General features: G+C 64.2%; 14 protein-coding genes and 1 pseudogene. 7 read left to right on the forward strand and 8 right to left on the reverse strand.

Going from position 1 to position 17,132, the window contains the following annotated elements:
• Nucleotides 1–58: 58 nt before the first annotated feature.
• From X739_RS155660 to X739_RS155650, 3 genes are read right to left on the reverse strand one after another with little or no spacing between them, the layout of a single operon-like run.
• Nucleotides 59–982 (reverse strand): NAD(P)-dependent oxidoreductase, encoded by a 924-nt coding sequence (locus X739_RS155660; RefSeq protein WP_023770236.1) that lies wholly within the window; start codon nt 980–982, stop codon nt 59–61.
• Nucleotides 979–2,193 (reverse strand): mandelate racemase/muconate lactonizing enzyme family protein, encoded by a 1,215-nt coding sequence (locus X739_RS155655; protein ID WP_023770235.1) that lies wholly within the window; start codon nt 2,191–2,193, stop codon nt 979–981. The genes X739_RS155660 and X739_RS155655 overlap by 4 nt, the downstream gene beginning before the upstream one ends.
• A complete protein-coding gene (locus X739_RS155650; protein ID WP_023794139.1) occupies nt 2,190–3,806 on the reverse strand; it encodes a GMC family oxidoreductase N-terminal domain-containing protein in 1,617 nt (538 codons plus the stop codon). Before X739_RS155650 ends, X739_RS155655 begins: the two co-directional genes overlap by 4 nt.
• Before the next feature lie 254 nt (nt 3,807–4,060).
• Between X739_RS155650 and X739_RS155645 the strand changes: the two genes are divergently transcribed.
• Nucleotides 4,061–5,002, forward strand: coding sequence for a phosphoribosylaminoimidazolesuccinocarboxamide synthase (locus tag X739_RS155645; protein ID WP_023794141.1), 942 nt, complete (start codon nt 4,061–4,063; stop codon nt 5,000–5,002).
• Between the two features lie 206 nt (nt 5,003–5,208).
• The gene (locus X739_RS155640) at nt 5,209–5,604 is read left to right on the forward strand and encodes an acyl-CoA thioesterase (RefSeq protein WP_013893544.1); all 396 of its coding nucleotides are present in this window, start codon (nt 5,209–5,211) and stop codon (nt 5,602–5,604) included.
• 478 nt (nt 5,605–6,082) lie between these two features.
• Here the strand turns inward: X739_RS155640 and X739_RS155630 are convergent, their stop codons facing one another.
• Nucleotides 6,083–6,451: a helix-turn-helix domain-containing protein gene (locus tag X739_RS155630; protein ID WP_023770230.1), complete on the reverse strand. Its 369-nt coding sequence runs from the start codon at nt 6,449–6,451 to the stop codon at nt 6,083–6,085.
• Between the two features lie 90 nt (nt 6,452–6,541).
• On the opposite strand from X739_RS155630, the gene X739_RS155625 reads away from it, so the two are divergent.
• Entirely contained in the window at nt 6,542–7,147 is a 606-nt protein-coding gene (locus X739_RS155625) for an NADPH-dependent FMN reductase (RefSeq protein WP_023770229.1), read from the forward strand.
• 102 nt (nt 7,148–7,249) lie between these two features.
• Here the strand turns inward: X739_RS155625 and X739_RS155620 are convergent, their stop codons facing one another.
• Together X739_RS155620 and X739_RS01000000165965 are read right to left on the reverse strand one after the other, a co-directional pair.
• Nucleotides 7,250–8,509 carry an RNA polymerase sigma factor gene (locus X739_RS155620; RefSeq protein ID WP_023794147.1) on the reverse strand — a complete coding sequence of 420 codons (1,260 nt, stop codon included), beginning with the start codon at nt 8,507–8,509 and terminating at the stop codon, nt 7,250–7,252.
• A pseudogene (locus X739_RS01000000165965) lies at nt 8,506–8,910 on the reverse strand (YciI family protein). Before X739_RS01000000165965 ends, X739_RS155620 begins: the two are co-directional and overlap by 4 nt.
• A gap of 189 nt (nt 8,911–9,099) precedes the next feature.
• Here X739_RS01000000165965 and X739_RS155615 point away from each other — a divergent pair.
• The 4 genes from X739_RS155615 (at nt 9,100) to X739_RS155600 (ending at nt 14,913) form a co-directional block, all read left to right on the forward strand.
• Complete coding sequence (locus X739_RS155615; RefSeq protein WP_023794149.1) at nt 9,100–10,014, forward strand: DMT family transporter; 915 nt, start codon at nt 9,100–9,102, stop codon at nt 10,012–10,014.
• A gap of 324 nt (nt 10,015–10,338) precedes the next feature.
• Nucleotides 10,339–11,820 carry a family 16 glycosylhydrolase gene (locus X739_RS155610; RefSeq protein ID WP_023794151.1) on the forward strand — a complete coding sequence of 494 codons (1,482 nt, stop codon included), beginning with the start codon at nt 10,339–10,341 and terminating at the stop codon, nt 11,818–11,820.
• A gap of 35 nt (nt 11,821–11,855) precedes the next feature.
• On the forward strand, nt 11,856–13,592 hold the full coding sequence (locus X739_RS155605; RefSeq protein WP_023794153.1) for a type I secretion system permease/ATPase: 1,737 nt from the start codon (nt 11,856–11,858) through the stop codon (nt 13,590–13,592).
• Between the two features lies 1 nt (nt 13,593).
• The gene (locus X739_RS155600; RefSeq protein WP_023794155.1) at nt 13,594–14,913 is read left to right on the forward strand and encodes an HlyD family type I secretion periplasmic adaptor subunit; all 1,320 of its coding nucleotides are present in this window, start codon (nt 13,594–13,596) and stop codon (nt 14,911–14,913) included.
• A 62-nt stretch (nt 14,914–14,975) separates the two neighbouring features.
• Here X739_RS155600 and X739_RS155595 read toward each other — a convergent pair whose 3' ends face one another.
• Together X739_RS155595 and X739_RS155590 are read right to left on the reverse strand one after the other, a co-directional pair.
• Nucleotides 14,976–16,286, reverse strand: coding sequence for a hemolysin family protein (locus X739_RS155595; RefSeq protein ID WP_023770223.1), 1,311 nt, complete (start codon nt 16,284–16,286; stop codon nt 14,976–14,978).
• A 94-nt stretch (nt 16,287–16,380) separates the two neighbouring features.
• Complete coding sequence (locus X739_RS155590) at nt 16,381–17,088, reverse strand: LssY C-terminal domain-containing protein (protein WP_023770222.1); 708 nt, start codon at nt 17,086–17,088, stop codon at nt 16,381–16,383.
• Between the last annotated feature and the right edge of the window lie 44 nt (nt 17,089–17,132).

Consider the following 17,132-nt stretch of genomic DNA (forward strand, 5'->3'; position numbering starts at 1 on the left):
CTTTCCGGAACTGAATCCGGTTATCTATTCAAGTGGAGGAAACTGCGTAGTCTTCGGATCACCGATCGACTTCCAGCCTGGCCGGAAAACCCGGCGCGCGCAGGTCGGTGCCGACGGTATCCTCAAGCAATTTAACGATCTGGGTCGACCAGGCGTCGCCGCCATAAGCCGCCTTGCCCTGCTCGAAAATCGCATTGACGCGTGACGCCAGATCGAGCGGCACGCCGGATTGTTCGGCCATGGTCAGCGCGAAGCCAAGGTCCTTCAGCGCCAGGTCCATGGTGAAGCCGATATCGTAGGAGCCGTTCAGCACCAGTTGGCTTTCGGTCTCGTGGACGAAGCTGTTGCCTGAAGACGCGACGATGGCGTGGTAGGATTGCGCAAGGTCGAGCCCGCCTTGCTTGGCCAGCATCAGCGCCTCGCCGGCGGCGACCAGATGGATGAAGGCCAGCATGTTGGTGATGACCTTGATTACCGCCGCGGAGCCGATCGGGCCCATCAGGAACGACTTGGCGCACATCGCTTCGATGGCCGGACGGTGACGCTCGTAGAGGGTGGCGTGACCGCCGACCAGCGCGGTGATCTTGCCGACGGCCGCCAGATGCACACCGCCGGTGACCGGGCATTCCAACGTCTCGATCCCCTTGGCCGAAGCGAGGGCGGCCAGCCGCAAAATCTCGTCACGGCCGTTGGTCGACATCTCGATCCATATGCCGCCCCTGGGCAGCCCTTCCAGCAATCCGCCCGGGCCGGCCAGCACCGCCTCGCTGACTTTTGGCGAAGGCAGGCACGTGATGGCATTGCCGGCCCGCGCCGCGGCTTCGGCCGGTTTGTTGGCGGCCGTCGCGCCGAGCGCGACAAGGCGCTCGACGGCTGCGGGGTCGCGGTCGACGACGGTGACGGCAAAGCCGTTGCGGATCAGGCTGGCGGCAAGGTTGCCGCCGAGATGGCCAAGGCCAATGAAGGCGTAGCTCTCGCTCACGGCATCAGCGGCGTCTGCATCATCTGCAGATGCAGGTCCTTGCCGGTGTAGGGATGGGCGTCGCAGACCGCCTCGTTGAGCTCGACGCCGAGGCCCGGCTCCTTCGACGGGATGACATTGCCGTCCTGCCACTCGATCTTCTTCTTCAACAGCGTGGCGTGGAAACCGTCCCACTGCTTCAGCGATTCGAGGATGAGGAAGTTGGGCAGCGTCACCGCGAGCTGGATGTTGGCGGCGCCGACAATCGGCCCGCAATAGCAATGCGGCGCGACCTGGATGTGATAGGCCTCGGCCATTGCCGCGATCTTCTTGGTTTCCAGAATGCCGCCGGAGCGGCCGAGGTCCGGCTGCAGGATGGTGGCGGCGCGGTTCTCGATGACACGGGCAAATTCGGATTTGGTCGTCAGCCGCTCGCCGGTGGCGATCGGGATCGAGGTCGCGCGGGCGACCTGCGCCATCACTTCGGGCATGTCGGGCGGCACCGGCTCCTCGAACCACAGCGGATCATAGGGCTCGATGGCGCGCGCCATGCGCAGCGCGCCCGATGCGGTGAACTGGCCGTGCGTGCCGAACAGGATATCGGCGCGGATACCGACCGCCTCGCGGATGGCCTTGATCATGCGGGTGGAGACATCGATATCGACGAGGCGCGGCTGGTGGCCGTCGAAGGCGGTGTAGGGGCCGGCCGGGTCGAGCTTGACGGCATTGAATCCCTGCTCGACATATTCGAGCGCGCAGGCCGCCGCCATCTCCGGGTCGTTGTAAACATTCCTGCCGTCCGGCGCGTCCTCGGAATGGACGCTGCCGGTGTGCGGATAGAGATAGGTGTAGGAGCGAAGCGTCTCGTGCACCTGGCCGCCGAGCAGCTTGTAGACCGGCTTGTTGGCCTCCTTGCCGATGATGTCCCAGCAGGCCATTTCGAGTGCGGAAAAACAACCCATGCCGGTCACGTCGGGGCGCTGGGTGAAACCGGAGGAATAGGCGCGGCGGAAGAAGTTCTCGATGTCGTGCGGATCGTGGCCGATCAGATAGCGCTCGGCCATGTCCTCGACGAGCTTGGCCGTGACATGGGCGGAGAAGGTGGCGTTGTAGGCTTCGCCATAACCGACCACGCCGCCATCGGTGGTGAGCTTGACGAAGATGAAATACTTGCCGCCAATGCCGGGTGGCGGGTTGCCGACAACCCATGTCTTGACGTCGGTGATCTTCATGTGTGGTCCTCCAGAACCAGTTCGGCGCCCTTCCACCCGGTCATAACCGAGGCGGCGTTGGTGTTGCCGGTGATGTTGTCGGGAAAGATCGAGGCGTCGATGATGCGCAAGCCTTCGAGCCCGTGCACCTTAAGGCGCGGATCGACGACGGCGCGCGAGGGGTCGGGTCCCATGCGGCAGGTCGAAACCGGGTGATAGACGGTGCCGGAGCGTTTCCTGAAATCGGTGATCAGGTCGGCGTCGGACCGGATCGACGGGCCGGGCAGCACCTCTTCGGCGATGATCTCGGCCATGGCGGGCATCGAGGCGATCTTGCGCACGAACTTCACCGCGTCGAGCATCTCGGTCACGTCCGCATTGGTGGAATAGGCGTTGGCGACGATCCTGGGATAGTCGAGCGGATTGCTGGAGCGGATCATGATCTGGCCCCGGCTCGATGGCCGGCAGTTGGACAGGCCGATGGAGAAGCCCGGCCACGGGTCCGGCGTCAGGATCGGACGCTCGCCGTTCTTCGGGATGAGGGTCGAGAAGGCCTGGAAGTAGAGCTGCATGTTGGGCCGGGAGAAGGCCGGATCGGTGCGGAAGAAGCCGCCGCCATGGTTCATCGACAGCGACAGCGGGCCGGAGCGGGTCAGGATATATTGCATGCCGACCAACAGCTTGCCCCACCAGGGACGCAGGATCTGGTTGAGCGTCGGCAGCTTGCCCTTGAAGGTGTAGTTGATGCCGACATGGTCCTGCAGATTGGCGCCGACATTCTCGTTGCCGTGCACGACCGGGATGCCCAAGCCTTTGAGCAGCGCCGCCGGGCCTACCCCGGAGAGCTGCATGATCTGCGGCGAGTTGATCGAGCCCGCGGACAGGATGATTTCGCGGCCGGCGCGGGCCGTCTTGGTCTGGCCGTTCTGCAAATACTCGATGCCGACGGCGCGCTTGCCTTCGAACAGGATGCGGCTTGCCAGCGCGTTGGTCTCCACACGCACATTGGCGCGCTTCATCGCCGGGCGCAGGAAGGCACGGGCGGCCGACATGCGGCGACCGTTCTTGGTCGAGATCTGGTAGATGCCGACGCCTTCCTGGGCAGCACCATTGAAATCGGGGTTGAGCGGCAGGCCGGCCTGCTGGCCGGCGGTGAGATAGCGCTTCGTCAGCGGGTGGACGGCATCAGTTGTGTCGCTGATATGCAGGGGACCGCCGCTGCCGCGCCATGCGTCGGCACCGGCTTCATTGTCCTCGAGCGCCTTGAAGGCCGGCAACAGATCGTCATAGCCCCAGCCGGGATTGCCGGCGGCGCGCCAGTCATCGAAGTCCTCGCGGGCGCCGCGGATCCAGACCATGGCGTTGATCGAGCTCGACCCGCCAAGCAGCTTGCCGCGTGGCCAGTGGTCGACATTGCCGCCGAGGCCGGGATCCGGCTCGGTCTTGTAGTTCCAGTTCACCGCGGGATCGAAGAAGGTCTTGCCATAGCCGAGCGGCATCTGCACGTAGAAACGCCGGTCGCTGCCGCCGGCTTCCAGCACCAGCACCGAGAAGCGGCCCGAGGCCGACAATTTGTCGGCCAGAACCGAGCCGGCCGAGCCGGAGCCGACGATGATGAAGTCATGGGTCTGCATGATGAAAATGGCGGCTCCGGAAATCTGGCGCAGCCTAGACGCCATGGGTTCGCCGCGTCGCCGCGCCTTCCGGCATCGGTTGTGAAAAAAGCGACTGGTATCCCGGGCCGCTTTCGGGGAATGCCGACAATCGCACTTGATATGCATGGGGTCGACGGACTATGCGGTGATCTTACTTGGCGCATGATTTTGTCGAAGAATCTGCAACTTTTTGGAATCATGCTCTGCCCACTCTGCGCAAGGCAGGAGAACCCATGCGTGTCCTGTCGGATGCTTTCATTCCCGAACTGCCGGGCTATTACAAAGGCAAGGTCCGGGAGAACTACGACCTGGCCGACGGCAGGCGTATCATCATCGCCACCGACCGTCTCAGCGCCTTCGACATTATCCTGACCTCGATCCCGTTCAAGGGAGAGATCCTGACCCGGACGGCGCGGTACTGGTTCGAGGAAACGGCCGACATCTGTCCCAACCATGTGTTGGAATACCCCGACCCCAACGTCGTCGTCGGCACAAGGCTCGACATACTGCCGGTCGAGATCGTCGTGCGCGGCTATCTGGCGGGGACCACCAGCACCTCGATCCTGACCCGCTACCGACGCGGCGAACGGGACATGTATGGAATGCGCCTGCCAGACGGCCTGCGCGACAATGAGAAGCTGGCCGAACCCATTATCACGCCAACCAGCAAGGCGGCCGACGGCGGACATGACGAGCCGCTGGCCAGGGACGAGATCCTGGAGCAGGGCCTGCTCACGCAGGAGCAGTGGGACACGGTTTCGGATTATGCCCTGAAGCTGTTCGCCCGTGGCCAGGCGCGCGCGGCCGAACGCGGCCTGATTCTCGCCGACACGAAATACGAATTCGGCAAAGACAAGGACGGGACGGTCATTCTCGCCGACGAAATCCACACGCCCGACAGCAGCCGCTACTGGATCGCGGCCAGCTATGAACAGGCGCTGGCTGATGGCACGCGGCCGGAGAGCTTCGACAAGGATTTCATCCGCTCATGGGTGACGGCGCGCTGCGATCCCTACAAGGACCCGATCCCGAGGATTCCGGACGAGATCGTCGAACAGGCCTCCAAGGTGTATGCCCAGGCTTACGAGGCGATCACCGGCAAGGCATTCGTTCCCGACATTTCCGGCGACACCGTTCTCGACCGCATCCGCGCTAACCTTGCACGTTATTTTTGAGAGAGGTGCGATCTCCAGGAACTGCATTCCTCGGCGATTGGGAGAAATCCTCCCTGACACCCGAAGCCGCTGAAAACCAGGCACAACCGGGCGAATGCCAGGTTAGCCTATGGCCATGGGGCGAGGAAACAGCGGCCGCCGCGCGTTGACCTAGTCCCATGGCGGCGATACGGGATTGATGACCATCACTGCTTAAGGATGCTCCCATGGTGCAGTACGCGGACGGACGGCCGATCGGAGACCTGACGCTGCGCACCCTGGCCATGCCTTCGGACGCCAATGCCGCCGGCGACATTTTCGGCGGTTGGGTGATGGCGCAGATGGATCTTGCCTGCGGCATCCGCGCCGCAGAGCGCGCCAGGGGCCGCGTGGTGACGGCGGCGGTCAAGGAAATGTCCTTCGCCAAGCCGATGAAGATCGGCGACACGCTGTGCATCTACACCCATGTCGAACGCGTCGGCCGCACCTCGATGACGCTCAAGGTCGAGGCCTGGGCGCAGCGCTATCTTTCCGACCTGATGGAAAAGGTGACGCACGCCGACTTCGTCATGGTGGCGCTCGACGGCGAGGGCAAGCCGAAGGCGGTTCCCGCCGAGAGCTGATTCCACACCGCCAAGCCGGGGCATTTGTAACATCGCCGGAGCGAAGCGATGCGTTCAGCGACATCCTGCCGTTGCCCTTCACGCGCAATTCTGCGGGGCACCGGAGGAAGACAATGCGTCAACACCTGTTGAACGGCTGGCTTGCGGCAGCTCTCGTGGCCTTGGTCTGCCTGCTCGGCATAACCGCTTACGCCGAAGTCAAACAGGACCTTGGGCGCACCGCCTGCCTGCATGACACGACGGATGCTAAGCAGCTGATAGCGACGTGCACGCTCTGCAGCCAGACGCCTTGCGGAGCGTTGGAGCGAAGTGCCTGACTGGCTGCCGTTGGAATGCGGTCCGTCGAGGGTACCGGGGCATTGGACCGGCATCGAGCGCCATAGACAAAATCCCCAAGTCGGTTTCAGGGAACCTTTACTCCGGCAGCGGCAGCTAGTGCCGCTCGGTGCGAATCTGGACCCCTTGCCGCGCAAGGGTTTCAGGCATGCATGTCGTCGAACCTAGCGCGCGCCGACTGAACGCGCTGGGTGTTCTTGCGTGCCCATTCGCCAAGCGCGCCGACGGGCACCAGCAACTCGTGACCGAGCTCCGTCAGCTCGTAGTCGACGCGCGGTGGAATGGTCGGAAACACTTTGCGGGTGACGAAGCCGTCGCGCTCCAGGCCGCGCAACGTGGTGGTCAGCATCTTCTGCGAGATGCCGCCGACGGCGGCGCGCAACTCGTTGAAGCGCAGCGGTCCGCCACCTAGCTTGCCGACCACGAGCACGGTCCATTTGTCGCCGACGCGCTGCAGGATTTCCGATACTGCGCGGCAGTCCTCGGTGTTATGCGGGTGCCTCAGTAACAAAAACGTGCCTCCTTGCGCATCAAATTATCAGTATCACATATAGCGCCGGTATCCAAATGATACCAAAAATTCCCGCAAGGAGAGCCCCTTATGTCCAAGCCCAAAATTGCTATTGTCGTCGGTTCGACGCGCGCCGCCCGCTTCGCCGACGTGCCGACGCAGTGGATCGCCAAGATCGCCAAGGCACATGCCGACATCGATGTCGAAATTGTCGATCTGCGCGACTTTCCGCTGCCCTTCTTCGATGAGGTCGCGTCCTCCGCCTGGGCGCCGTCGCAGAACGAAGTCGCACAGCGCTGGCAGAAGAAGGTCGCAGGATTGGACGGCTTCATCTTCACCGCCGCCGAATACAATCACGGTCCGACGGCCGTGCTGAAGAATGCCATCGACTACGCCGCCAACGAGTGGAACAAGAAGCCGGCCGGATTTGTCGGCTATGGCAGCGTCGGTGGCGCCCGCGCCGTCGAACAGCTTCGTCTCCATGCCGTCGAATTGCAGATGGCGCCGGTCAAGTCCGCAGTCCATATCGCCTGGGGCGATTTCCTCGCCGTGCGCCAGGGCGAGAAGAAGCTCGAAGATCTCGAGCACCTGAACCAGGCCGCCACCGCGCTGGTCAACGACGTCGCGTGGTGGGCCAAGGTGCTGAAGGCCGCCCGCGCCGCCGACGCCATCGCCGGAGAAGCCCAGGCGGCCTGATCCGCCGGACGGGATTATCCTCCCAAGGGATACGGGCGGCGCTTGCGTCGCCCTTTTTTCGTTGGCTGCGTTCTTGCAAAGAAATAGGCGGCGGAGTGCCAACTAAAGGTCCCGACCGGCGGCCGCCGTGGCGCGGGCAAGCAGCAGGGCGCGTTCCCTGTCATTGCCGGTCAATTCAGCGGCGTGGCGGAACGCGGCACTGGCTTCCGCCCCATGGCCGAGCTTCTCGAGGAGATCGCCGCGCACCGTGGGCAAGAGATGCGAGTCCTTCAGGCGCGGTTCGTCGTTCAGCGCCTCGGCGATGGCGAGCCCTTGCGCCGGGCCGAACGCCATGCCGACCGCCACGGCGCGGTTGATTTCGACGATGGGCGAGGGGGCCGAGAGCGCAAGCGCCTGATAGTAGGCGGATATCGCGATCCAGTCGGTATCCGCGGCGGTGACCGCGCGCGCATGGCAAGCCGCGATCATCGCCTGCAGCAGATAGGGGCCGGGCGCCGATGTCAGGGCCATGGCGCGGTTCAGGCCGTCGAGGCCGCTCCGCATGAGCGACCAGTCCCACCGGCCGCGGTCCTGGTCGAGCAGCAGGATCGGGTCGCCCGCCTTGTCGGTGCGGGCGGCGAAGCGCGAGGCATTGAACTCCATCAGCGACACCAGCCCTTGCACCTCGGGCTCATCAGGTACCAGCGCCGCCAGCGAGCGGCCGAGGCGCAGCGCCTCGCCGCATAGATCGGCACGCAGCCAGTCCGGTCCCGCGGTGGCCACATAGCCCTCGTTGAAGATGAGATAAACCACCTCCAGCACAGTCGTGAGGCGTTCGCGGCGCTCTTCCGCGCGCGGGGTCTCGAACGGGACGGCGGCATCGCGAAGGCCTCGCTTGGCGCGCACGATGCGTTGGGCGGCGGTGGCTTCGGACACCAGGAAGGCGCGGGCGATCTCCGGCGTCGACAGCCCGCCCAAGAGCCGCAAGGCAAGCGCGGCACGCTGCTCGGCGGGCAGGACGGGATGGCAAGCGGTGAAGATCAGCCGCAAAAGGTCGTCGTCGATATCCTCGTCGAGCGCTGCCTCGATGTCGGGCATCTCGCGCTCCAGCTCGGTCAAGTCGACAGCGAGTTGGCGATGCTTGCCGTCGATCATTGTGGTGCGGCGCAGCCGGTCGAGCGCCCGGTTCCTGGCGACCTGCGTCAACCAGGCGGCCGGATTGCGCGGAATGCCGTCGCGAGGCCAGCGCTCCAACGCCAGCAGGAAGGCGTCCTGCGCGATTTCCTCGGCCAGTCCGACATCCCTGAGGGTGCGTGCCAGTCTGGCGGTGAGCTTTGGCTGCTCGATCCGCCAGACGGCTTCGATGGTTGCGCTGGCCGTCAAGCCTTCAACTCGCCAAAGCCTTCCGCCACCTTCTGGACGTCCTCGGGAAATTCGCTCATTTCGAAAACCTGGCGGATTTCGATCACGTCATCCTCCCCGGCGGGACAGCGGCGCGCCCATTCGATGGCTTCGTCGCGCGAGCGCACGTCGATCACCCAATAACCGCCAAGAACCTCCTTGACCTCGGCGAAGGGGCCGTCGACGACCACAGGCTTGCCGCCCTAGTAGCTGACCCGCGCTCCGGAGGATGGCGGATGCAGCCCGTCGAGCGCCAGCAGCACGCCGGCTTTCTTCAGCTCGTGATTGTATCTCATCATCCCTTCCACGGCCTCGGCGCCGGGCCTGACATCGGGCGTCGCCTGCGCGTAGCCGGCGGGGATCATCAGCATCATGAATCGCATGTCTTTCTCCTTGTTTGGGTTGGTTCGATCATATGACGAACGGGCAACTGCGGAATCGACAGCGCGAAGAAAATTCAGGCCCCGATCACTCCGGCAGCAACGTGGACCGCCATATCGGCGGGGCTGCCACCTGGCCCCGCCGGTCCGCCCTGATATATCCAGCTGCGATCCACCACATGAGGGGGCCTCGTGAAGTCTTCCAGCCTGGCAGGCGCCGTTTCTCCCACGATCCCGGTGCTTGTCTGCGCCCTAGGCATCTTCCTTCTGTCAGGGATGGACGCGGCGATGAAGTTCCTGGTCCTTGCCGTCGGCGTCTACAACACGGTGCTGTGGCGCAGCATGCTGGCGACCGTGGTTGCCGGCGCCGGCTGGTCGGCGGGACCGCGCACGCTACCCGCGCCTTCCGTGCTCAGGCTGCATGCGCTGCGTGCCGCGGTCGTCGGCTTTGTCCTGCTGTCCTTCTTCTGGGGGCTTGCCCGGCTGCCGCTGGCGGAGGCGATCGGACTCAGTTTCGTGGCGCCGCTGTTTGCCCTGCTGCTCGCGGCGCTGCTGCTCGGCGAACGAATACAGCGTCAGGCGATCTGGGCCTCGCTGGCCGGCATTGCGGGCGTCATAATCATCGTCGGCGGACAGTTCGGGCAGACAAGCCATGCCAGGGATGCCTTGCTCGGCACGGCGGCGGTGCTGGTGTCGACGGGATTCTATGCCTACAATCTGATCCTTGCGCGGCAGCAGGCGCTGGTGGCCAAGCCGATCGAGATCATGCTGTTCCAGAACCTTTGCGTGGCGGTCTTCCTTGGTCTCGCGTCACCCTGGCTAGCCATTGCCCTGCCGCGTGAGCTCTGGCTTCCGCTCGCCGGGGTGACGGCGCTGTCGCTCGCCGGCCAATTCCTGATGAGCTGGGCCTATGCGCGGGCCGAAGCGCAGTATCTGATTCCGACGGAATACTCCGCCTTCATCTGGGCGATCGCCCTTGGCTGGCTTTTCTTCGACGAGGCGGTGACCTGGACCACGCTGGCGGGAGCGGGTCTCATCGTCACCAGTTGCCTGATCGCGGCACGCTCAAATCCCAGGCTTGCCGAGCCGATCGAAGCTGCTCTCTGATGGCGTAAGCTTCCCGCCCGCCATGCGCCTAAGAGGAAGGCTGATGAGCCCGGAGGAGGATAGCGGTCATCTAAGTAGATCATTCATCTAAGTAGATCCTTTGCAATTTAGGGTTTATACACCATTTTACTAAATAGCCTTGCTTAAGAGACGCTCTTTCCCCGAATAATAAGTATATGTCTTCCGAAAGATCGATGATATGGTGGATTGTGTAATGATTCCCTGGAACGAAAATCGTTCCTTTCAGCATTGGTCCTACGTGGCCATCCGGAAATTTTAAGCGACGGTTCGAGGCGGCCAGGCCTCACGAGGAGGATGTATCCGATGAGCTTCTTCGTCAACGCCGTGGGTGTTCCTCTTCCCTATAGCGGCACGTCCAACCACTGGTTCTCGGCGCCTGGGGCCGGGCCCGACTTGTACGGCAGCGCGGGAAATGACTCGTTTTACGGAGCGGGCAATCTCAACGTCACCATGCATGGCGGCACGGGCGATGACATCTATTACCTCTATGGGGCGGGCAACAAGGTGGCCGAGGGCGCCGGTGCAGGCATCGACACGATCAGCACGTGGATGAGCTACAAGCTCCCCGCCAATGTCGAGAACCTCATCGTCACAAACCCCAATAACTACGCTTTCGGAAACGGTTTGGACAACATCATCACCGCCAAGGCCGGGCACCAGACGCTGGACGGCGGCGCGGGAAACGACGTGCTGATCGATGGCGGCGGCGGCTACGACACGTTCGTCATCTCGAAAGGCAACGGCAGCGACCTGATCGCCAATTTTGCCGCCACCGACGCCGTCCGCCTCAATGGCTATGGGTTCACGTCGTTCGATGCCGTTCACTCGCACCTGATCCAGGCGGGATCGAACGTGCTGCTGAACCTCGGATCCGGCGAGATCCTCGAGTTCAAGGACACGACCGTCGACAAGCTGCAGCCCAACCAGTTCGAATTGCCGATCGACTTGTCCGGTATGAAGCTGTCCTTCAGCGACGATTTCAACACGCTCAATCTTCACAACGCCCAGAGTGGCACGTGGGATACCAATTTCTCATGGGGAGCGCCGAACGGCAGCACATTGACCAGCAATGGCGAGCTGCAATGGTACATCGACGCCAATTACGGGCCGACGAGTTCCGTCCACCCGTTCAGCGTGAACAACGGCGTGCTCACCATCACCGCCGCGCAGGCGCCAGCCGACATCAAGCCCCTGATCAACAACTACGAATACACGTCAGGTATCCTCAACACGCACAGCACCTTCTCACAAACCTACGGCTATTTCGAAATGCGCGCCGACCTGCCCGAGAACGCCGGCGCGTGGCCGGCCTTCTGGCTGCTCCCGGCAGACGGCTCGTGGCCGCCGGAACTGGATGTGATCGAAACGCGCGGGCAGGACCCGAACTCGTTGATCATGACGGCGCATTCGAATGAAACGGGAACCCACACCAAGGTGACGTCGATGGTGAACACCATGGATACCGCCGGCTTCCACACCTATGGGCTGCTGTGGACCCCGGACAAGCTCGTCTGGACCTATGACGGTGTCCAGGTCGCGGAAGCGGCGACGCCATCCGATATGCACAAGCCCATGTACATGCTGGCCGATCTCGCGGTCGGCGGCCTTGCCGGCGCGCCTCCCGATCATCTGGCGACGCCTGCCGAGATGAAGATCGACTATATCCGCGCCTATACGCTGGACAACGCGCCGGCGATCGCCTTGCACACCGCCACCAGCACCGCCACGCATAGCATCGCCAGCAGCACGCTGCACGGCGGTTCCGAATTCGGGGGCCACGCGTAAGGTCCCGGGATCATGCAGCGGCGGGAAATGCGGAAATGACTGGACCGTCCGGCCTGCGTCCGGTCTTCCTGCGCGCCATCGCCGATGTCGGCGTCTTCTCGCTGCTGATCAACATTCTCCTATTGGTGATTCCGCTCTACCTGCTGCAGGTCTATGACCGCGTGCTGCCGTCCTCCAGCGTCGAGACGCTTGTCTATCTTTCAGCTATCGCGGTGCTCGCGCTCGCCTTTCTCGGGCTGCTTGACGCGATCCGCGCCGTTTACACGCACCGCGTCGCGGCGACAGTCGACCGCAAGCTGGGTGCCAGCACCTTCGCCATTTCGCTCGGCGCGAGATATGCCGGCGGCCTGTCGCCGCTGCGCGATCTCGCTTCGGTCTGCGCCTTCATCAGGTCACGCGGCGTGGCGGTGCTGTTCGACCTGCCTTTCGCCCCTGTCTTCCTCGCCTTGCTCTATCTCATCCATCCGGTGCTGTTCTGGGTGACGGTCGCCGGCGCGGTGCTTTTGCTCTTCCTGGTCGTTGCCAACCAGCTTGCGATCGGCAGGAACGATGCCTTGTCCGCGGAGCGTTCGGCGTTGGCCAGCCAGGCGGAACAGGCCTTTGCCCGCAATGCCGAGACGCTGCGCGCCATGGGCATGGTGCAGAATGCCTCCCTGGTCTGGGGACGGCACGTGGCGGCGGCGCTTACCTTCCATGACCGTTCCTCGAGCGCCAATGCGATCTTCAGCGGCGCCTCGCGGGCGTTGCGCATGGTGCTGCAGCTGGCGATCCTCGGCGCCGGCGCATGGCTGGTGCTGCAGGGGCAGATGACGGCCGGCATGATCTTCGCCTCCTCGCTGGTGTCGTCGCGCGCGCTGCAGCCGCTCGACCAGCTGATCGGCGCCTGGCGGCAGATCGCCGACGCGCGGCGGGCGTGGACGCGGCTGGAAAAAGCGCTCGCAATGCGTCCGGCCGAGCCGCGAAAACTGATCCTCCCCGATCCGGCTGGCGCGATTTCCGTGCAGGACGTCTTCTTCATGGCGCCGAACGCCAAACCCGGCACGGAACCCATCCTCAAGCGGCTCAACTTTGCGATCGGCGCGGGCCAAGCGTTGGCCATCGTCGGCCCGAGTGGGGCCGGCAAATCGACACTGGCGCGGTTGCTCGTGGGTGCCGCCCAACCGACCGGCGGCTCAATCAGGATCGACGGCGCCGACCTCAGGACCTGGGACGAAGGCCAGCTCGGAAAGCATGTCGGCTACCTCGCGCAGGAGGTTGAGCTCTTTCCTGGATCGATCGCGCAAAACGTCGCCCGCTTCGACCCGCAAGCGGACGACGCCGCGATCGTCGAGGCGGCAAGGCGCGCCCAGGTGCACGAGCTTATCCTGGCGCAGCGCGACGGCTACCAGACCATGATTGGCCCGTCGGACAGGGCCCTTTCGGGGGGCGAGCGCCAACGGATCGGCCTGGCGCGCGCCTTCTACGGCAATCCGCGGCTCCTGGTGCTCGATGAGCCCAGCTCCCATCTCGACGGCAGCGGCGAGGCCGCGCTCGAGGCGGTGCTTTCGGCCGCGCGCGCGGCGGGCGTCACGGTCGTCGTGATCACCCATCGCCCTGCGATCGCCGCCGCTTGCGACCGCGTGATGCTTTTGCGCGGCGGCATGGTCGAAGCCTTCGGCCCTGGCGACGAGGTGCTGCGGCGCTCGGTAATCGGCAAGGCCCCCCAGCAGAGCACGGTGGTGACCGGGTCATTCGTCCCGACAATCCGCGCGGGTGGCGGTTTCGGATCGTGAGATGACGACACAGAGCCTCGCCTGGGACAGCCAGCCGCGCACCGACATAAGACGCGTGGCCCTCACCGGCTACGTCGCCATAGCTGTGCTGGCGGGCGGCTTCGGCTATTGGGCCGTCAGCGCTCCCTTGTCGGGAGCGGTGATCACGCAAGGCACGATCTCGGCGACCGGCGGAAACATCCGCATCCAGCATCGCGAGGGCGGTATCATCAGGGAATTACCGGTCCATGAGGGCGATCGCGTGCAACAGGGTCAGGACCTGGTCGTGCTGGACCCAACGGCCGCGCAGGCCGAGCTCAACCGGCTGGTGAGGCAGTCGATCGCGCTCAGGGCAAGTGCGGCGCGGCTGGAGGCGGAACGCGACGGATTGGACAGGATGGCGCCCATCACCGAAGCGGCGCCGGCACCTTTCCAGCACGATTTCGAGATCCTGGTTCGCGAACAGCAAAAGGAATTCGACGCCAGGCTCGCGCGGTTCCGGTCGGAAAAATCGATCCTGGCACAACGCGTCGCCATGCATCGACAATCGGTGGTGGGGTTGCAGGCCCAGCAGCAGGCCATTCAGCAGCAAGCCGACGTGGTGAAGAACGAACTCGGCATCAAGACCGGCCTGCTGGACAAGGGCCTCACCAACCGCACCGAGTACTCCCAGCTATTGCGCAGCGAGGCCGATCTCGTCGGGCAGGCCGGGGCGCTGGAGGCCAATCTGGCGACGGCCAACACCCAGATCGTCGAAGCCCAGGAGCAGATCGAGCGCCAGACCACGCAACGCGTCGAGGAGGCGCTGACGAAGCTGGACGACGTTCGCGCCAATCTGGCCGACGTCGAGGAGCAGACCAGGGCGGCGGAGGCGGTGCTGCGGCGTACGACGATCAAGGCGCCGGCGGCAGGCATCGTGGTGTCGTCGGCATATAATTCCAAGGGAAGCGTGATTGCCCCCGGTGAAAAGATCATGGAGATCCTGCCCACGGCATCGGGCCTCGTCGTCGATGCAAGGCTGCGGCCGAAAGACCTCGATCAGGTCCGTGTCGGCCAGCCGGCGAAACTGCGGCTGTCGGCCTTGAACGCGCGGCTCACTCCCGAGGTTTCAGCCACGGTGGCGCAAATTTCCGCGGACCGGCTCATCGACGAGGCAACGCATGAGCCCTATTTCCGCGCCAAGCTGAGGATCGCGGCCGACCTGCCGTCCGGCGTGAAGCCCGAGCAGCTTTATCCCGGGACGCCGGTCGAGGCGTTCATCAACACCGGCGACCGGACTTTCCTGGAGTATCTGGCACGGCCGATGCTCGATTCCTTCGCCCGCGCCTTCACCGAGCGGTAGAGCTCGCCCTCCGCGCAATATATTGGTCGAGAACCGCCGGGCCGAAAACCAGGCATATGCCGTCAGCGCACCATCTCGCGGTGGCCGCTGGGCAGGCGGGTGGCGATCAGCTTGTCGATGCGGCGGCCGTCGAGGTCGACGACCTCGAAGCGCCAGCCCTGCGCGTCGACACATTCGCCGGTCGCCGGCAGATGGTGCATGTGCGACAGCACATAGCCGGCAACGGTCTCGTAGTCGCGGTTCTCCGGCAGGTCGATGCCGAGCACCTCGGCCATCTCGTCGGCCTGCATGTAGCCGGCGAGAAGCCATGAGCCGTCGTCGCGCTGGACTGCGTTTTCTTCCTCGCCGGCCTCGAGGTCCGAGCGGAAGACGCCGGTGATGGCTTCGAGGATGTCGGCGGGGGTGACGATGCCTTCGAAGTGGCCGTATTCGTCATGCACCAGCGCCATCGGCACGTCGCTCTCCTTCAGCTTCTGCAACACATCAAGCGCATCGGCCTGGTCGTGCACGATCGGTGCCGTGCGCACATATTTGCGCGGGTCGAGCGCGCGGCCGCCGAGCAGTGCGGCCAGCACGTCGCGGGTCTGGATGACGCCGATCATGGCGTCCACCCCGCCGTCGCCGGCGGGCAGGCGCGAATGCTGGGTGTCCATCAGAAGCTTGCGGATCGTGGCATCATCGGACTGCAGGTTGATCCAGTCGACATCGGTGCGCGGTGACATGACGGCACGCACCGCGCGGTCGCCAAGCCGCATGACGCCGGCGATCATGCGCCGCTCGTCGGATTCGATGGTGCCGTGATGCTCGGCCTCGGCGACCAGCATCTTGATCTCCTCGTCGGTGACCTTTTCCTCGCTTTCGCCGCGCTGGCCGAGCAGCCAGAGCACGGCACGGCCCGAAATATCGAGCAGAAAGACCAGGGGGGCCGAGATGGTGGCCAGGATGGTCATTGCCGGCGCCGCCCGTGCCGCGACCCGCTCGGGATCGCGCAACGCGATCTGCTTGGGCACGAGTTCGCCGACAATCAGCGAGGCATAGGTGATGATGGCCACGACGATGCCGACGCCGAGCGGGTCGGCTATGTTCTCGCGGATGCCTGCCGTAGCCAGATATTGCGCCAGTCTCTGGCCTAGCGTGGCGCCGGAAAAGGCGCCCGAGAGCACGCCGACCAGCGTGATGCCGATCTGCACGGAGGACAGGAATTTGCCGGGATTGGAGCCAAGCGCCAAAGCGCGTCCGGCACCCTTGACGTTGCGGTCGATCATCGCCTTCAGGCGAGCCGGCCGCGATGAGACGATGGCGAGTTCGGACATCGACAGAAGGCCGTTCACGCAGATGAGGACGACCACGGTGGCGATTTCAACGTATAGCATGAGGGCTCAATAGCATTGCCGCACGGCTTTCGAAAATAGTCGGAAGCCATTTTAGAAAGATGACAGCGGATGCGGGCCACGACCTGACCTGCCGTTACGGCAACTGCTTCAGCACGCCGACAATCGCCTTGCCGTCGGTGAAATAAGGGTCGCCGCCGCCATTGCGGCCGCTCCGGGTGGGGCCGATGCCTGCCAGGCCGCTGGTCGAAGCCAACAAGCCGGCGGCGTTGAGATCGCCGATCATAAAGTCGCGCTCGGCATCGAGGTCGGGACCGATGTGATGGGTGATGGCGCCCGTGTCATGGCTCAGACCGACGCCGCGATCGAAGCTGGCGGCACCCAGCCAGAGCGGCCTGCCATCATCGCCGACCGTATCCGTCCGCCAAAAACGGACGTGATGGCGCCGGTCGGCACTGTCGCCGACCGGCTTTTCGAAAGCGAGTTGCTGGGCGCGGCCTTCGAACAGCAGACGGCTTATCGGTGCGTCGGGATAGGGGCGGGAAAACAGGACACTTTCACCGATGTCGATGGCGGTTCTCAAGGTGACGGCGTCGGCGGTGTCCCAGCCGGCAACGGCGAAAGCGTGGACCAACTCCTTCTCCGTGCCGATCAGGCCGACATTGATGGGGTCACCGGGAATGCCTTGCGGCGTGTGGGTGACCATCTCGAAATGCCGATCGCCAAAGCCGCGATCACGGAACGTCCAGAATTCCGGCGCCGCGACATAGGCGAGCGCCAGCCAGGCACCCAGCACGGCCGCTGCCCAGATTGCAATGCGTCGCTGGAGGCTTCGTTGGCTCATAAAGGCGGCTCGATCCGAGCGGTATCTGTTGCCTGACGGTTCCT

The organism is Mesorhizobium sp. LNHC209A00 (assembly GCF_000502915.1).
Taxonomy (GTDB): Bacteria; Pseudomonadota; Alphaproteobacteria; order Rhizobiales; family Rhizobiaceae; genus Mesorhizobium.

What these genes read in the sequence shown, in the direction of transcription:
- X739_RS155655 (WP_023770235.1), bottom strand. Translation starts at nt 2,193, where the DNA reads ATGAAGATCACCGACGTCAAGACATGGGTTGTCGGCAACCCGCCACCC.
- X739_RS155645 (WP_023794141.1), top strand. Translation starts at nt 4,061, where the DNA reads ATGCGTGTCCTGTCGGATGCTTTCATTCCCGAACTGCCGGGCTATTAC.
- X739_RS155625 (WP_023770229.1), top strand. Translation starts at nt 6,542, where the DNA reads ATGTCCAAGCCCAAAATTGCTATTGTCGTCGGTTCGACGCGCGCCGCC.
- X739_RS155590 (WP_023770222.1), bottom strand. Translation starts at nt 17,088, where the DNA reads ATGAGCCAACGAAGCCTCCAGCGACGCATTGCAATCTGGGCAGCGGCC.
- X739_RS155640 (WP_013893544.1), top strand. Translation starts at nt 5,209, where the DNA reads ATGGTGCAGTACGCGGACGGACGGCCGATCGGAGACCTGACGCTGCGC.
- X739_RS155595 (WP_023770223.1), bottom strand. Translation starts at nt 16,286, where the DNA reads ATGCTATACGTTGAAATCGCCACCGTGGTCGTCCTCATCTGCGTGAAC.
- X739_RS155650 (WP_023794139.1), bottom strand. Translation starts at nt 3,806, where the DNA reads ATGCAGACCCATGACTTCATCATCGTCGGCTCCGGCTCGGCCGGCTCG.
- X739_RS155610 (WP_023794151.1), top strand. Translation starts at nt 10,339, where the DNA reads ATGAGCTTCTTCGTCAACGCCGTGGGTGTTCCTCTTCCCTATAGCGGC.
- X739_RS155605 (WP_023794153.1), top strand. Translation starts at nt 11,856, where the DNA reads ATGACTGGACCGTCCGGCCTGCGTCCGGTCTTCCTGCGCGCCATCGCC.
- X739_RS155600 (WP_023794155.1), top strand. Translation starts at nt 13,594, where the DNA reads ATGACGACACAGAGCCTCGCCTGGGACAGCCAGCCGCGCACCGACATA.